The organism is Amycolatopsis coloradensis, assembly GCF_037997115.1.
Classification (GTDB): domain Bacteria; phylum Actinomycetota; class Actinomycetes; order Mycobacteriales; family Pseudonocardiaceae; genus Amycolatopsis; species Amycolatopsis coloradensis_A.
The window spans coordinates 4,876,274-4,891,087 of sequence record NZ_CP150484.1; the positions used below are offsets into that span (position 1 = coordinate 4,876,274).

Sequence of the window (14,814 nt, forward strand, 5' to 3'; positions counted from 1 at the left end):
CTACTCGGTCCCGTTGGCGCTGCTCGCGCAGACGCGGCGGATGGCCGCGACGATCTCCGTGTTGGGGCTGCCCTTTACGAGGTATTCGGTGACGCCCGCGGACGCCATCTGGGCGATGGACCGGGTGTCGCTGTGCGCGGAGAACGCCATCAGCCGCGTATGGGGCACCCGGCGCCGGATCTCCCGCGCCATCCACGCGCCACCTCCGCCGGGGATCCGTACGTCCAGCAGGGCGACCTCCGGGACCAGCAACTCCGCGAGCGCGACCGCTTCACCGGCGTCGAGCGCGACGCCGACCACCTCGATGTCAGGTTCGGATTCCAAGAGGGCGCGCAGGGCGTCGCCGATGACCGGGTTGTCGTCCGCGACGAGCACCCGGAGTCTGGGGGGCGGCGTTCGGTTCATCACCCGATCCGAGCCCGCGCGGTCTGCGGCTCCGGTGGTGGTCGCGGGCCCCCCGCCGAACTGGGCGTGACTCAGCAAGAGATCCGGCGGTCACCTTCGCTGGGCTGCTCGATGAGCGTCCTGGCGACGTCGTGGATCTTCATGTTGTTGTTACGGCAGAACGAGCGCAGCAGTTCGAACGCCGCGTCGATGTCGATCTGGTAACGCTCGGCGAGGATTCCCTTCGCCTGCTCGATGGGAAGCCGGTGGTCGAGCGCGTACTGGAGTTGCTCGGCGCGGGCCCGGTAGAAGCGGATGTGGTCGCGCATGGCCACGAGGTCGTCGGCCGGGTCGGGAGACCCGGCCGCGGGGGCCGGCGAAGACGTGGTCTCGGACATGAGGTGATCGTCGCAGCGGCCGGACTGCTCCGGAAGAACAGAACGTCCTGACTCGAATGATGCAAATGAATCTGGTCCGGTCGGCGGCAGCCACTCGAACGAGCGCCGAACTGGGCCCTTTGGCCTGTCGCAGTGACCGGCCGTGCGCCGTACGCTCTCATCCGAGGAGGGAAACCGTGGAGGTCGGAATGCTCCGGGTGTTTCTGGTCGACGATCACGAGGTGGTCCGTCGAGGGGTCGCGGACATGCTCGAGGAGGACGCCGACCTGTGCGTCGTCGGGCAGGCCGCCACGTTTTCCCAAGCGCTGGCGAGGATTCCGGCTCTGCGGCCGGATGTCGCCGTGCTCGACGTGCGGCTGCCGGACGGTAACGGCGTCGAACTCGCCAGGGAACTGCGCTCCAAGATGCCCGAGCTGAAATGCCTGATGCTCACGTCCTACACCGACGAACAGGCGATGCTGGACGCGATCATGGCGGGCGCGCGCGGGTACGTCATCAAGGACATCCGGGGGATGGACCTGGTGGCGGCGGTCAAGGAGGTCGGCCTCGGCCGGTCGTTGCTGGACACGCGGGCCGCCGCGACACTGATGGCGAAGTTCCGCGACGACGCCGCCAAGAAGGGGCCGCTCGCCGGGCTTTCCGACCAGGAACGCACCCTGCTGGAACTGATCGGCGAGGGACTGACCAACCGGCAGATCGCCGAGCGGATGTTCCTCGCGGAGAAGACCGTGAAGAACTACGTGTCCCGGCTGCTGACGAAACTCGGGATGCAGCGGCGGACTCAGGCGGCCGTGCTGGCCACGGAACTGCGGCGGCAGTGAAGGCTCCGTCCTGGCTCAAGCGGAAATGAGCGTGTCGAGCAGCATGTCCTCCAGCGGGCGCCGGGGCGTCCACGGCAGCGGCGATCCGTAGCCGACCCGCAGCAGCACCTGCGGCCACACGCCGCAGCCGAGGAGACGCCGGAGTTCGGCGTGGGCCCCGCGGACCACGATCGGCGGTGAGATGAACGACGCGTCCAGGCCCGCGCAGGTCGCGGCCAGCAGGACCCGTTGCAGTGCCTGGCCGGCTTGCAGCCGGTCGAGCCGTTCGTCGGTCAGGGACCCGATCACCACCACGAGCGGAAGAGGCAGCGTGGTGCTGTGGTCTTCGCCGAATTCGCCGAGGAGCCAGCTTTCGTCGGCCGGGGAGCCCTCCATCGCGTAGGACGGCACCCCGTCGCGAGTGCTCGCGCCCAGGCCGGTCCAGCGGTCGAGTTCCGCGAGGAACGCGGGGTCGGCGAGTTGCTCGCGGCGGGCACGGGCGGTGAGGTCTCGCAGCAGCCGGCACTGTTCGACATCGAGGCTCGACATCCACGCGTGCTCGAGTTCGGTCGCGTGACGGAGCGCGGTGAGCGTGGTTTTCGGGACGACGTTGGACACGAACGGCCGCCGGTTGGTCCGCCGTCGAGGGATCGCGCCGGCCAACCGGACGACCTTCGGATCCGGGGTGCGCTCGGCGAGCGGCCGGACGACGGCCAGCAGATCGGGATCGGTGCGGCTCGGCATCAGGATCGTCGCCGGATGGAAGCCCAGTGCGTGAATCGCCGTCCGGAGGGTGAACAGGGCGGCACCGCACGAGAGAACGATTTCCCGGCCGTCCGGATCCGTGGCAGGCAGGATCCGGCGCGGATCGGCGTGGACTTCGATCCCGGTGCCGGTGCACCGGAAGAGCCACGGCTGGGTGTTGTGCGTCGACGGAGCCAGCGTCGCCGACCGGAGCACGGAATTCACCTGTTCGGAGTTCAAACGCCCGACCCTGGTGACTTGTATGGTCATGGTTTCCCCCGCCGCCGCGCCACGGGCAATAAGGTTGTCTCGTGAGACGGTCCCGCCCGCGGTGCGGGGCCGAAAGAGGAGAAAGTCACCACGGCCGCGACTCGTCCCGATCTTCGGAGGCGCAGCAGGATGTCGGCTCATGACCGGCTGGGCGGAAACGACGACCGGATCACCGGTGCCCTTTCCCAGCCGCGGGTTCGTGAGGTGCTGCGTGATCTCCAGGACCGCATCGAACGGCTCATCGGCACCCGCGAGAAGATGGACGGCCTGCTCGAAGCGGTGCTCGCGGTCGCGTCGGGGCTCGAGCTGGACGCGACGCTGCGCCGGATCGTGCAGGCGGCGATCGATCTCGGCGAAGCCACTTACGGCGCGCTGGGAGTGATCGCGGACGACGATTCGCTCGCCGAATTCGTCTATCTCGGCATCGACGGCGAGACGAAGGAGCAGATCGGGCATCTCCCGAAAGGGCACGGGCTGCTGGGTTTCGTCATCGACGAGGCGAAACCGGTGCGGCTGGCCGACATCTCGGCGCATCCCGCGTCGGTCGGATTCCCGCCATGCCATCCGCCGATGCGCTCGTTCCTCGGTGTGCCGGTCCGGGTGCGCGACAAGGTGTTCGGAAATCTCTACCTCACCGAGAAACGCGGGGAGGGTTTCACCGACGACGACGAGGTGGTCGTCCAGGCACTCGCGGCCGCGGCCGGGATCGCGATCGAGAACGCCCACCTCTACGAGCAGACGCGGATCCGCCAGCGGTGGCAGTCCGCGACCAGCGAGGTGACCACGGAACTGCTGGGCGGCACCGATCCGGTCGACGCGCTCAATCTGATCGCGGGCAGGGCCTTGGAACTGACCGGATCCGACCTCACCTTGCTGGCACTGCCCGGTTCCGGCAGGCTCGACGTCAGCCCGGACGGGGAGGACGAGGTCGACGAACTCACCATCGCCGTCTGCGCGGGCGTACGGGCGGCGGAGCTGACGGGGACGCGGATCAGCGTCGCCACCTCCTTGCCCGGGGCGGTCTACCGCGACCGTACCCCGCGCAGCGTGCCCGAACTCGTGCTCGGCGCCGAGGGGGAGTTGCGCCTCGGGCCGACGCTCGTGGTGCCGCTCCGGGCGCGGGAGCGGACGTCCGGCGTGCTGATGGCGGTACGGAACCCGGGCGCGGTCCCGTTCGAGTTCGCCCAGTTGCCGGTGGTGGCCTCGTTCGCCGACCAGGCCGCGCTCGCGCTGCAACTGGCGGCGCGGCAGCGCACGGCGAGGGAACTCGACGTGCTCGCCGACCGCGACCGGATCGCCAGGGAACTGCACGACCACGTGATCCAGCGGTTGTTCGCGGTCGGGCTCGCCATGCAGAGCACGCACCGCCGCGCGGACTCGCCGGACCTGCGGCGGCGGATCGGCGAGAGCATCGACCAGATGCACGAGATCGTGCACGAGATCCGCACGGCGATCTTCGATCTCCACGGCGGCGAGGCGGGCCAGCGGGGAGTGCGGCTGCGGCACCGGCTCTACGACTCGATCACCGAACTCACCGACGACACCCCCATCCACCCGACGGTCAGCCTGTCCGGGCCGCTCGACTCGATTCCGCTCGCCTTCGCCGAACACGCCGAAGCGGTGGTGCGGGAAACGGTCGGCAACGTGGTCCGGCACGCGCGGGCGAGCGGGGTTTCGGTGAGCGTCGCGGTGAAGGACGACGTCCTGCGGATCGTCGTCACCGACGACGGTACCGGGATCGCCGGTGAGCAGAGCGGGCCCGGCGGGCTGCGGAATCTGCGCGATCGCGCGGAAAGAGCGGGCGGGACGTTCCGGGCGGAGACGAAAGAAGAGGGCGGAACCAGGGTCGAGTGGTCCGCCCCCTTGCGCTGACCGCGGTCAGTTCGTCGACTGCGTGGCGAGGACCCCGTCGACTTCGACCGAGCGGGCGACGTCGGAGGCGACGGTCTCCAGCAGTTCCGCGGTGAGGTCCGAAAGCGCCCGTGTCACCGCGAGATAGGAGCCGATCTGGGAGGCCGAACCGTTTCTCAGCCCGGCCTCCGCGATTCCGACACCGACGAACTCGCCGCCGTCCTCGAGCCGGAGCAACGCTTCCGCGCGCACCCGGTACGGCTCGTGCTGCAGGGAAACGTCGATCGTCCACTTGTCCGTCATCGTCGGCTCCGTTCCGGTCATCGAGACTCCCATCACCGCCGTTCGTGGCACAGGGTCCTAAGTCCTCGCTCCCGGGAATCGGGAGGCGAAAGTCCTCGGAATTCGTGACCGGCGGCCGCTGCGGTCGCCGGGTACCCCGGCCGAAGATGGACCAACCCTCGTCTTCGGAGAGACCACGATGAAGATCCCGTTGCCGACTCATGTCGACCAGGCGGTGGCGGCCGCCGTCCGCGCGCCGTCCCCGCTCAACACCCAGCCGTGGCGGTTCGTCGTCGACGGGGACCGGATCGAGGTGTGGCTCGACCGCGCCAGGGTGCTCCGGATCGCCGACCCGGACGCCCGCGAGGCGCGGCTGTCGTGCGGTGCGGCGATGTTCAACCTGATGATTTCGTTGCGGTCCAACGGCAAGACCCTTTCGGTGCGGGTGGTGCCGAAGCCGGACGAGCCTGATCTGCTCGCCGAACTCGAGATCGATGGCGACCGGTTCTCCTCGTCGGAGGAGCGGAGGCTGGCCGAAGTCGTCTTCCGGCGCCACACGAACCGTCGTCCGTTCCTGGACCGGCCGGTGCCCGTGTGGGCGCGGACGACGTTGCGGGCGGCCGCGCTCGTGGAGGGTGGGCTGCTGGAGCTGTTCGGTCGTGGTGACCGGGCGAACGCGGTCGCGCGCGTGCTGCACCGGGCCGAGGCCGCGCAGGCACACAACGGTGCATTCCAGGCGGAGGTCGCGTTGTGGACCAGGCGGACGGCGAACGCGCCGGACGGTGTCCTGGCGCTGACCAGACCGCCGTCGGCTCACCGCATTCCCTCGCAGGAGTCCTTCTTCACCGCGGAGCCCGAAGGCGGTGAGCCGGTGCTCGGCGCGGTGCTGACCGCGGGCACCGGGCCCGCCGCGGATCTTCGGGCGGGCATGGTGCTGCAGCGGGTACTGCTGACGGCGACGGCCGCCGGCCTCGCGGCGTCGTTCGTCGGCAGGCCGTTCGAAACCCCGGAGACCCGGGCCGGGATGGACCGGATCTTCGCCGACATCGGCCGGCCGCACACGGTGTTGCGCTTCGGGTACGGCCGTCCGGTGCCGATGACGGCCCGCCGTCAGGTCGGCGAAGTGCTGCTCCGGCGGTCCGAGGCGAGTCTCTGATCCGGGGTCATCTCGTCGACATCCACGTTTCGGGCCGCCGCCACCCGCCCGTCACCCGGGGCGGGTTCGGTCTCCCTATGAAGATCATGCGGAAATCCTTGGCGGCGCTGGCCGTCGTGGGCCTTTCGGTCGCGGCATCCGCGCCGGCGGTGGCGGACGCGGGCGCCCGCGATCGCGGTTCGATCGTCATCACCGAGCAGGCGTCCAAGCGGATCCTGGTCCTGCCCGCGGACCGGGCGTCCTGGCATGGCCGGAAGGTGGGCTGGGCGTGGGCGCCGAACGCCGCGAACGGGCTGGCGGACCTGGCGGGTTCGTGGAGCAACCCGAGCGACGCGAAGCTCGCCGAGCGAGGTGGCGAGAAGTACCTGCTGACGTCGGCGTCGGGCGGTTTCACCGCCGTCGTGCCGTATCCGGCGGGCGACCGGGCGTACTGGGCGGCGAACGTCGGCGGGCCCGCCAACCCGCACAGCATCGAACTCCTGCCGGACGGGAACGTCGCGGTGGCGGCGAGCACCGGCGGCTGGGTACGGATCTACACCGCTTCGCAGGGGCAGCGTTCGACGACCTACACGGAGTACCGGCTGGTGGGCGCACATGGGGTGGTGTGGGACGCCGGGAGGAACGTGTTGTGGGCTCTGGGCACCGACGCGCTCGTCGCGTTGAACGTCGGCGGCACGCCCGCCGCGCCTGTGCTCACCGAGCAGCGCTCCGTTCCGGTGCCGAGCAAGGGCGGGCACGACCTCCAGCCGGTCCCGGGTCGGCCGGATCTGCTGTGGGTGACCACGGAAGCGGGGGTGTACCAGTTCTCGAAGACGAGTGGCGGGTTCTCCCAGCGCTACGCGGGCGTGCGGGAGATCGACCGGCCGCACGTGAAGAGTGTGTCGACGAACCCGCGGACCGGGCAGATCCTGACCGCCTCGGTGCAGGACGGTCACCTGTGCACGTGGTGCACGGACACTGTCCGGCTGGCCTTTCCACGCGCCGAGCTGGCGCTGCACGGCGCGTGGATCTACAAGGCCCGCTGGTGGATCGGTTGAGCTGAACTTCCATGTCGGTACCGGCCGTTCGGGGGGCTGCCCGGCCGGTACCGACACACCAGAGAAGAGGGGACCCTGTCGGGAGAATGACGCGTGGCCGCGTCTTTCACCTGACCGAGTGAATCGGTCCATTCAGCGGGCGGCGTCGACTCATTCGGGGTACAAGCCTCACCCGAGGAAGGTCCGTAGCTCGTCGATGACCGTCCGCGGCTGTTCCTCCGCGACGAAGTGCCCGGAACCGGAGACCTTCCGCACCCGGACGTCGACCGCCTTCGACGGCAGGACCGCGGCGAGGTAGTCGTAATTGAACTCCGAGCCCAGCCCCAGCATCGGTGCGGTGATCTTCGCGTAGGCCTTCTGATCCTCGATGTCCGTGCCGAACGCCTGGTACCAGCCGTTGCCCGCGCGGATCGCGTCCGGGCGGTCGTACGCGGCGGCGTAGATCGCCCGGTCCCTGGCCCCGATCGAGGCCGGATCGGCCGCGAGATGGTCGAACATCCAGTCGACGAGAAAGCGTGACCGGCCGGTCAGCAGCTGTTCGGGCAGGGTCGCGACCTGGTTGAAGGCGAACCACCAGACGTTCACCGGTTGCCCGGGCGGAGCCAGCATGGGGAGCTGGTACAGGCTTTCGTCCGGGTGTGAGACGTCCATGAGCGTGACGGTCTTCGTCGCCTCGGGGTGGTTGGCGGCGAAGGCGAACGCGACCATGGCGCCGATGTCGTGCCCGGCGATATGCGCCTGCCGGAGGCCCAGCGTGCGCAGGAGTTCGAAGATGTCGCGGGCCATCGTCTTCTTGTCGTACCCGCCTGCGGGTTTGCCCGAGCCGCCCATGCCCCGCAGGTCGACGGCGATGACGCGGTACCGTTTCGCCAGCTCCGGCATGACCTTGCGGTACTGCCACCACGTCTCGGGCCAGCCCGGCAGCAGGATCAGCGGTTCGCCGCGGCCGCCGGCGACGTAGTGCAGCCGGACCCCGTTGACGTGGGCGTATTCGCTGCGGAAACCGCCGGCGAGGGAGCGGGCGAGTGCCGCGTCGTCGGGAGCGCCGGACTGGCCGGCCTCGGCGATGCCACCCGAGGCCACCAGCGCGGCCGCGGCCCCCGCGCCGAGGGCGAGCATGGACCGGCGGTTGAGGAAGGAACGGCTGTCTTCGGTCATGTCCCGATCGTGGCCGGACCGGGGTGCCGACCGTGAGCGGTGTTTTCGCCAAACGAGGTTCGTTTCAGGACAGGATGGGCTCGGGCACGCCCAGCCTGGTCCCGAACGTCTCCCGATAGGACACCGGCGTGACCCCGACCTGCCGCCGGAAATGCGGGCGGAGCGCGGCGGACGAGGAGAACCCGCAATACCTGGCGATCTCGTCGACCGGGAGATCGGTGGATTCGAGCAGCTGCTGCGCGCGGATGACGCGCTGGTGGGTAAGCCACGTGCCGGGCGCGGCACCGGTGATCTCGCGGAACCGGCGATCGTAGTTGCGCCTGCTCATATGTGCCCGCCTGGCGAGTTCGTCGACCGGGAGCGCCGTGTCCAGCCGGGTCAGCGCCCAGGCCATCGTCTCCGATACCGGGTCGCCGTCGTCGAGTTCCGGCATCGGCGACTCGATGTACTGAGCCTGTCCGCCGGGCCGGTGCGGCGGGACGACCATGCCCTTCGCCAGCCGGTTCGCCACCTCCGCGCCGCACCACGAGCGGATCAGGTGCAGACCGAGATCCATGCCCGCCGCGCCGCCGCCCGCGGTCAGGATGTCGCCGTCGTCGATGTAGAGCACCGATTCGTCGAGGAGGACCGCCGGGAACCTGGCCGCGAGCAGCGGGGCCATCGCCCAGTGCGTGGTCGCGGGGCGTCCGTCGAGCAGCCCGGCCGCGGCCAGGACGAAAGTGCCGCTGCACAGTCCGGCCACCCGGGCTCCCCGGTCGTGTGCCGCGCGGAGCGCCTCCAGGGCGGCTTTTGGTGGATCCTCCATCGGTGACCGCCAGTTCGGGACCAGCACCAGATCGGCGTCCCGGACCGCGCCGAGGTCTTCGGGGACCGGCACGGTCAGCCCGCCGCCTCGCAGCGCGGTCCCCGGTTCGCCACCGACCACCTTGAGTTCGAGGTCGGGCAGCTCCCCGAAGGCGGAAGCCATTTCGAACACGCCGAACGCGAAGGACATCGCGCCGAGCGACGCCCCGTTGAAGACCACCACGGCCAGCCGTCTCATGGGGCGGATTGTAGAGATTCGCGAGTGGTGATGGACGTGTTCATGAAGGATTCGGGACGGTGAATGCCCCGAATCCTTCATGGACATCCCTGCGCCGCCGTCCTCACCACTCACGAGTCCCGAGCCGCATCACGACTGTCCGAAGGGGACGGTAGATTTCTCTCGCACAGGTTGTCCGGGGGAAGGGAAGCATCGATGTCGTACCCACAGGGACCGCAAGGGCCGCAGTGGCAGCAGGGCTATCCCCAGCAACAACATCCCCAGCAGCAGTACCCGCACCAGGGCTACCCGCCGCCGGGCTACGGCGGGCCGCAGTACCCGGGACAACAGCCGCCGAAGAAGGGCAACGGCCTGCTGATCGGGCTGATCGCCGGCGGTGGGGCACTCCTGGTGGTCGTCTTCGTGATCCTCGCCTTCGTGGCACCCGGATTCCTGCTGAGCGACAGCAAGTCCTCGAAGTCGGCCAGTGCGTCGCAGACGCCGCTGAGTCTCGACTGGGGTCCGGTGCTGGCGGGCAAGTTCATGCTCGCGGTGTTCGGCGACGAGCCCGCCAAAGCCGCCGAGTCGGCCTGCGCGGACGCAAAGGACAAGGTCCGCCAGGCGGCGAAGGAGTATGGCGACCGCAACGCGTCGCTCACCGCGCAAGAACCGCGTGCCGCGGGCCCGGACCTGATCGTGGTGACGATGTCCGGCACCCTGAACTACAGCGAGAGCTTCACCGGGACTATGGAGGTGCGGCGAGAGGCAGGCGACAAGTACTGCATCTCGTCGGTCTCGCCCGTACCCGCGGGCTGAATCAGGGGAGCAGGCCGATCCGTCGCGCGTGCGTGACGGCCTGCAGCCGGGAGGTCGCGTCGAGCTTGCGCATCGCCTCCCGCAGGTAGCTCTTGACCGTCTCCGCCGTCAGCCCCAGCCGGTGCGCGATCTCGGCGTTCGTCAGGCCGAGCGCGACGAGCGCGACGGTGTCCAGTTCCCTCGGCGCCAAGCGCGCCACGGGGGAAGCGGCGCCGGTCAGGCTGTCGCACATCGCGTCGAGGCGGTCACGGAGAACGCCGTCGGCGATCTGGCCGGAGAGCGCCCGGAGCTCACCGTAGACCTCGCGCAGCCGTTCGCGCGGAGCGGCCTCCTCGCGATGCTCCGCCAGCGGCCGTGCCTCCGCCAGCCGCTTCTCGATCTCGTCCTCGACGGCCAACGTCTGTTCGAGATCGCGCGCGGCGTGCAGGGCGGCGGTGATCGTCCGGTCGGAGAGGGGGGCCTCGTCGCGCAGACCGCCGTAGAGGACGGCGCGGACCCGGCGGCGCACGACGACGGGGATCGCGACCACCGAGTGAATGCCCTCGTCGCGGACCGGCTCGTCGTAGTCGTGACTGATCGTGGTGGCGCTGTGGTAGCCGTTGGCGACCACCGGCCGGATCAGCGCGAGCGCCTTGCCGCCGAGGCCGCGGCCCGCGCGGACGGACAGGCCGTTCAGCGCGGTGCCGCGGTTGCCGAGGAACGCGGTCAGCCGCATTCGCGGTGAGGCGACGGCGACCCCGGCGAAGCCGACCGGCAGGCCGGTGTCCCGGCGCAGGTCCGAGACAGCGCCGAGAAGCTGGGCGTCGTCGACCGGCATCGGCTCACCCTCCTCGGTGATCCCCCTCGATCGGGGGTGGTGGACGGATCGGGCCCGCCCGCACGATTTCCGGAACTGTACGCCTTCGCCAACGTCCCGGGAGAAACGATGACCGAAGCTCACGTCCGGCGGTTGCTCGAGGTCTACGACGACGAGCGGGCCTGTGCGGCGACGCTGTTGTGCGACCGGCATCCGGCGGAGGCGGTCGCGTTCACCGTGGTCGAAGCGGGTCTGACCAGCCACGATCTCACCTACGGCGAGCTGCGCGAGCAGTCGGAACGCTTCGCCGGGGCACTGCTCGGCCTCGGGGTCGGGCCGGGGGACCGGGTCGCGACGCTGATGGGCAAGTCGGCGGAGCTGGTCGTGGCGCTGCTGGCGATCTGGCGGCTGGGCGCGGTGCACGTCCCGCTGTTCACGGCGTTCGCGCCGCCCGCCATCGCGCTGCGCGTCACCGGCAACGACACGAAGGTCGTCATCGCCGACGCCGGTCAGCGTTCGAAGCTGACGCCGTCCGCCGATCTGCCGGACGACCCTTCGCGGCGGATCGTGGTCGTCGGTGACGGCGAGGCGGGCGATCTGTCGTTCCGGGAGATGCTGGCCGACGCCGCGCCCTTGCCGGGAGCCGCGGTGACCGGTGGGGCCGGGGTCCTGGTCGAGCTGTTCACCTCCGGGACCACGGGAACGCCCAAGGCCGTCCCGATTCCTCTCCGTGCGCTCGCGGGTTTCCAGGCGTACCAAGACTTCGCGCTCGACGTCCGCGCCGACGACGTCTTCTGGAACGCCGCGGACCCCGGCTGGGCCTACGGTCTGTACTGCGCGATCATGACGCCGATGGCGACCGGCAGGCGGAGTCTGTTGCTGCACGCGGGTTTCTCCGCCGAACTGACGTGGGCGGTATTGGAGCGGTTCGGTGTCACCAACTTCGCCGCCGCCCCGACGGTGTATCGCGCGCTACGGAACTCGGCCGCCCCGGTGCCGGACGGTCTCCGCCTGCGGCACTGCTCATCGGCGGGGGAACCGTTGACGCCGGACGTCCTGGACTGGGCGTCGTCGAAGCTCGGTGTCGGCGTTCACGACCATTATGGACAGACGGAACTCGGCATGGTCGTGGGCAACGCGTGGCATCCGGACCTCCGCTCGGAGGTCAAACCCGGCTCGATGGGACGTGTCCTGCCGGGCTTCGCGGTCGAGGTCCTCCGTGAGGACGCCGACGTGGTGGCCGAGCCGGGAGAACGCGGCCGTGTCGCCGTGGACCTCCCGGCGAGCCCGCTGGTGTGGTTCCGGGGCTACCGCGACGCACCCGAGCGCACCGCCGCCCGCTTCAGCCCCGACGGCCGTTGGTACTACACCGGCGACGTGGCCGCCAAGGACACCGATGGGTACTTGACCTTCGCCTCGCGGGACGATGACATCATTCTGATGGCGGGCTACCGTATCGGCCCGTTCGACGTGGAAAGCGTTCTGCAGCAGCATTCCGCCGTGGCCGAATGCGCCGTCGTCGGTGTCCCGGACGCGCTGCGCGGCGAGGTGGTCGTCGCGTACGTGGTCGCACGGGACGGCGCCTCCGCCGACACCGCGTTGGTGGCCGAGTTACAGCAGCTGGTGAAGACGCGATTCGCCGCGCACGCCTACCCGCGTGAGGTGCACTTCGTGCCGGAGCTGCCCAAGACACCCAGCGGGAAGATCCAGCGGTTTCTCCTGCGGGTGCGGCATCCGAGCGCGGAACACGCGTGATTGGGGACCGAACACGCACGTGTGTTCCGTCCCGGCACACGGGCTCATTGGTCGATCGGCCACGTTTCGTCTCGCAGCAGCCGCTTGAGCACCTTTCCGGTCGCGTTCCGGGGCAGCTCCTCGACGAAGTACACGTCCCGCGGCACCGCGAAGCGGGCCAGCCGGTGGTGGATGTAGGCGCGGACGTCGTCCGCGCTCATGCGGGCACCGCGTTTCGGCACGATGTACGCCGCGAACCGTTGCCCGAATTCGCGATCCGGCACGCCGATCACCGCGGCTTCGTGGACGCCGGGCAGGGCGGCGATGGCCTCCTCGACCGGGCGAGGGGATACGTTCTCCCCACCGGACACGATCATCTCGTCCGCCCGGCCGGTGACGAAGAGCCGTCCGGCGGCGTCCTGGTAGCCGACGTCGCCGGTCGCCATCAGGTTCTCCGCGCGGGGCACGCTGGCGCCGTCGGTGTAGCCCTCGAAGAGCATGTCGTTGCCGACGAAGATCTGTCCCTCCCAGCCCGGCGGGACACGATTGTGGTCGTCGTCGAGGATGGCGACGCGGGTGCCGGGAGGGCAGCGGCCGGCGGTGGTCGGCGCGGCGCGCAAGTCCTCGGGCGTGGCGATGCTGGCCCACGAAACCTCCGTGGAGCCGTAGAAGTTGTAGAGCACGTCGCCGAAGGTGTCCATGAACTCGGTGACGATCGGGCCCGGCAGCGCGGATCCGCTGCTGGCGACGATCCGCAGCGACGACAGGTCGTAGCGGGCGCGAATCCGTTCCGGCAGGTCGAGGATGCGCTGCAACATGATGGGCACGGCGAACAGCACACCGCAGCGGTGTTCGGCGATGGTCCGCAGGATCTCCTCGGCGTCGAACCGCCGGATCAGCGACAAGGACGCGCGCACGGCCATCCCGATCTGCAGGCCGGCGAGCCCCCAGCTGTGGAACAGCGGCGCGGCCACCACGAACCGGTCTCCGGAGTGGAGCGGAATGCGGTCGAGCATGGCGGCCGACGTCGACAATCCCTTCGGCGTGGGGCGGCGCGCGCCTTTGGGGGTCCCCGTGGTGCCCGACGTGAGGACGACGAGCCTGCCGATCCGGTCCACCGGTTTGAGTTTGGTGGCGGGCACCCCGGCGATCAGCTGATCGATCGTCGGGTAGCCGTTCTCGGTCTCCGGCCAGGTGGACAGCCGCAGGAAATCGCCGGGGATGCCGGCGATGATCCGCGAGAACTCGTCGTCGGCGAGCACCGCGACCGGTTTGTGCTGCTCGATCACGTCCGCGACCGCGCCGGCGGAAAGCCCGGTGTTGAGCAGGATCGCGTCCACCCCGAGTTTGCTGCACGCGATCAGTGACTCGACCATCGCGGCGTGGTTGCGGCACAGCAAGGCGATCCGGTCGCGGGCGCGCACTCCGCGGGCCGCGAGGGCGTTCGCCAGCTGGTTGCTGCGATCGGCCGTCTGCTTGAACGTCCGGACGTTGCGTTCGTCGTGCAACGCGACGTCGTCGGGCACACGGGCGGCGTTGGCCGAGTAGCCGCCGGCGACGGTGGCGCCCCATTGCGACAAGGAGGTGAGCTGCCGGGCGATCTTGTCCGGGCGCGCGGCCGCGAGTACCCCGGCCTTGATCAGCGTGCTCGCCGTGTGCAGCGTGGTGGCCTTGGTATGCGCCGGTTCCTCCTGGGGCGACGCCGCCCGGCCCGAAAGGTGCAGATCGATCCGGCGGGCCGCCGCGCGGACGGATCGTTTGAAGGACGCGGCGGACACCAGATTGGCGTGCGGTGCCGGAAGCATCAGCTGGGCGGTGAGTTCCGTGCCGCCACCGGAAGCGGGCCGCAGCTCGACGGAGACCCAGTTCCCGTCGTCCTCGACGCCGCACCACACGACATGCTCGCCCGGCCGCCAGACGCGGGCCTCGATGTCACCGACGACGAGTGTCCCCGGTCGCGGCTCCAGCCGGATGAGGCATTTCGGACCGCGCCCGCGTTCGGCGGGGCGCTGGATCTCGCACCAGCTGATCTCCGCGACGAACCTCGAGTAGGACTCGGGATCGCCGATCACTTCCCAAACCTGGCCGGGGGAGTGCCCGAGAATCGAGCTCGCCTGGACCACATCGTCTCGCATGCGATTCGCCTCACCACGCGCGTTCGGGTGTTGACCGGGCCGCTGCCGGCGCCTCCTTCGTCGTTCAAGTTCGGCGAACCTACCAGCAATCGGCCGAACGCAATACTCCGAACGATCGCGGGTTCGCGTCCGCTCAAGGGGAATCACCACGGAAAGGGTAGATGTTCGCGTGGCGCGATGCCCTCCGCCGACGGTGTTGATCGCGACGTCCGATTCACGCCAGCCTCCGGCG

The 14,814-nt window shown here is 69.8% G+C and carries 14 protein-coding genes; 6 read left to right on the plus strand and 8 right to left on the minus strand.

Annotated elements, in window-relative coordinates:
• Together LCL61_RS22825 and LCL61_RS22830 are read right to left on the minus strand one after the other, a co-directional pair.
• Positions 1–405, minus strand: coding sequence for a response regulator transcription factor (locus tag LCL61_RS22825; protein ID WP_340681580.1), 405 nt, complete (start codon positions 403–405; stop codon positions 1–3).
• A 71-nt stretch (positions 406–476) separates the two neighbouring features.
• Positions 477–782, minus strand: coding sequence for an ANTAR domain-containing protein (locus tag LCL61_RS22830; protein ID WP_340681581.1), 306 nt, complete (start codon positions 780–782; stop codon positions 477–479).
• Positions 783–970: 188 nt separating this feature from the next.
• Between LCL61_RS22830 and LCL61_RS22835 the strand changes: the two genes are divergently transcribed.
• Positions 971–1,603, plus strand: coding sequence for a response regulator transcription factor (locus LCL61_RS22835; protein WP_340681582.1), 633 nt, complete (start codon positions 971–973; stop codon positions 1,601–1,603).
• A gap of 15 nt (positions 1,604–1,618) precedes the next feature.
• Here the strand turns inward: LCL61_RS22835 and LCL61_RS22840 are convergent, their stop codons facing one another.
• Positions 1,619–2,596, minus strand: a complete 978-nt coding sequence (locus LCL61_RS22840; protein WP_340681583.1) for an Acg family FMN-binding oxidoreductase — start codon at positions 2,594–2,596, stop codon at positions 1,619–1,621.
• Between the two features lie 129 nt (positions 2,597–2,725).
• On the opposite strand from LCL61_RS22840, the gene LCL61_RS22845 reads away from it, so the two are divergent.
• Positions 2,726–4,468 (plus strand): GAF domain-containing sensor histidine kinase, encoded by a 1,743-nt coding sequence (locus LCL61_RS22845; RefSeq protein WP_340681584.1) that lies wholly within the window; start codon positions 2,726–2,728, stop codon positions 4,466–4,468.
• A 6-nt stretch (positions 4,469–4,474) separates the two neighbouring features.
• On the opposite strand, the gene LCL61_RS22850 is transcribed toward LCL61_RS22845, so the two are convergent.
• Positions 4,475–4,771 carry a dsRBD fold-containing protein gene (locus tag LCL61_RS22850; RefSeq protein ID WP_340681585.1) on the minus strand — a complete coding sequence of 99 codons (297 nt, stop codon included), beginning with the start codon at positions 4,769–4,771 and terminating at the stop codon, positions 4,475–4,477.
• Positions 4,772–4,928: 157 nt separating this feature from the next.
• On the opposite strand from LCL61_RS22850, the gene LCL61_RS22855 reads away from it, so the two are divergent.
• On the plus strand, positions 4,929–5,885 hold the full coding sequence (locus tag LCL61_RS22855; RefSeq protein ID WP_340681586.1) for an Acg family FMN-binding oxidoreductase: 957 nt from the start codon (positions 4,929–4,931) through the stop codon (positions 5,883–5,885).
• A 77-nt stretch (positions 5,886–5,962) separates the two neighbouring features.
• The gene (locus tag LCL61_RS22860; protein ID WP_340681587.1) at positions 5,963–6,922 is read left to right on the plus strand and encodes a DUF6528 family protein; all 960 of its coding nucleotides are present in this window, start codon (positions 5,963–5,965) and stop codon (positions 6,920–6,922) included.
• A gap of 168 nt (positions 6,923–7,090) precedes the next feature.
• Here the strand turns inward: LCL61_RS22860 and LCL61_RS22865 are convergent, their stop codons facing one another.
• Positions 7,091–8,080, minus strand: a complete 990-nt coding sequence (locus LCL61_RS22865; RefSeq protein WP_340681588.1) for an alpha/beta hydrolase — start codon at positions 8,078–8,080, stop codon at positions 7,091–7,093.
• A 64-nt stretch (positions 8,081–8,144) separates the two neighbouring features.
• Entirely contained in the window at positions 8,145–9,122 is a 978-nt protein-coding gene (locus LCL61_RS22870) for a GlxA family transcriptional regulator (RefSeq protein ID WP_340681589.1), read from the minus strand.
• Positions 9,123–9,317: 195 nt separating this feature from the next.
• Between LCL61_RS22870 and LCL61_RS22875 the strand changes: the two genes are divergently transcribed.
• The gene (locus tag LCL61_RS22875; RefSeq protein ID WP_340681590.1) at positions 9,318–9,917 is read left to right on the plus strand and encodes a hypothetical protein; all 600 of its coding nucleotides are present in this window, start codon (positions 9,318–9,320) and stop codon (positions 9,915–9,917) included.
• A gap of 1 nt (position 9,918) precedes the next feature.
• On the opposite strand, the gene LCL61_RS22880 is transcribed toward LCL61_RS22875, so the two are convergent.
• Positions 9,919–10,734 (minus strand): helix-turn-helix transcriptional regulator, encoded by an 816-nt coding sequence (locus LCL61_RS22880; RefSeq protein ID WP_340681591.1) that lies wholly within the window; start codon positions 10,732–10,734, stop codon positions 9,919–9,921.
• 108 nt (positions 10,735–10,842) lie between these two features.
• Between LCL61_RS22880 and LCL61_RS22885 the strand changes: the two genes are divergently transcribed.
• A complete protein-coding gene (locus LCL61_RS22885; RefSeq protein WP_340681592.1) occupies positions 10,843–12,468 on the plus strand; it encodes an AMP-binding protein in 1,626 nt (541 codons plus the stop codon).
• A 44-nt stretch (positions 12,469–12,512) separates the two neighbouring features.
• Here LCL61_RS22885 and LCL61_RS22890 read toward each other — a convergent pair whose 3' ends face one another.
• On the minus strand, positions 12,513–14,582 hold the full coding sequence (locus tag LCL61_RS22890) for an AMP-binding protein (protein ID WP_340681593.1): 2,070 nt from the start codon (positions 14,580–14,582) through the stop codon (positions 12,513–12,515).
• Positions 14,583–14,814: the final 232 nt, after the last annotated feature.

Coding starts and splice junctions, on each gene's coding strand:
- LCL61_RS22825 (WP_340681580.1), bottom strand. CDS start 405: ATGAACCGAACGCCGCCCCCCAGACTCCGGGTGCTCGTCGCGGACGAC.
- LCL61_RS22830 (WP_340681581.1), bottom strand. CDS start 782: ATGTCCGAGACCACGTCTTCGCCGGCCCCCGCGGCCGGGTCTCCCGAC.
- LCL61_RS22835 (WP_340681582.1), top strand. CDS start 971: ATGCTCCGGGTGTTTCTGGTCGACGATCACGAGGTGGTCCGTCGAGGG.
- LCL61_RS22840 (WP_340681583.1), bottom strand. CDS start 2,596: ATGACCATACAAGTCACCAGGGTCGGGCGTTTGAACTCCGAACAGGTG.
- LCL61_RS22845 (WP_340681584.1), top strand. CDS start 2,726: ATGTCGGCTCATGACCGGCTGGGCGGAAACGACGACCGGATCACCGGT.
- LCL61_RS22850 (WP_340681585.1), bottom strand. CDS start 4,771: ATGACCGGAACGGAGCCGACGATGACGGACAAGTGGACGATCGACGTT.
- LCL61_RS22855 (WP_340681586.1), top strand. CDS start 4,929: ATGAAGATCCCGTTGCCGACTCATGTCGACCAGGCGGTGGCGGCCGCC.
- LCL61_RS22860 (WP_340681587.1), top strand. CDS start 5,963: ATGAAGATCATGCGGAAATCCTTGGCGGCGCTGGCCGTCGTGGGCCTT.
- LCL61_RS22865 (WP_340681588.1), bottom strand. CDS start 8,080: ATGACCGAAGACAGCCGTTCCTTCCTCAACCGCCGGTCCATGCTCGCC.
- LCL61_RS22870 (WP_340681589.1), bottom strand. CDS start 9,122: ATGAGACGGCTGGCCGTGGTGGTCTTCAACGGGGCGTCGCTCGGCGCG.
- LCL61_RS22875 (WP_340681590.1), top strand. CDS start 9,318: ATGTCGTACCCACAGGGACCGCAAGGGCCGCAGTGGCAGCAGGGCTAT.
- LCL61_RS22880 (WP_340681591.1), bottom strand. CDS start 10,734: ATGCCGGTCGACGACGCCCAGCTTCTCGGCGCTGTCTCGGACCTGCGC.
- LCL61_RS22885 (WP_340681592.1), top strand. CDS start 10,843: ATGACCGAAGCTCACGTCCGGCGGTTGCTCGAGGTCTACGACGACGAG.
- LCL61_RS22890 (WP_340681593.1), bottom strand. CDS start 14,582: ATGCGAGACGATGTGGTCCAGGCGAGCTCGATTCTCGGGCACTCCCCC.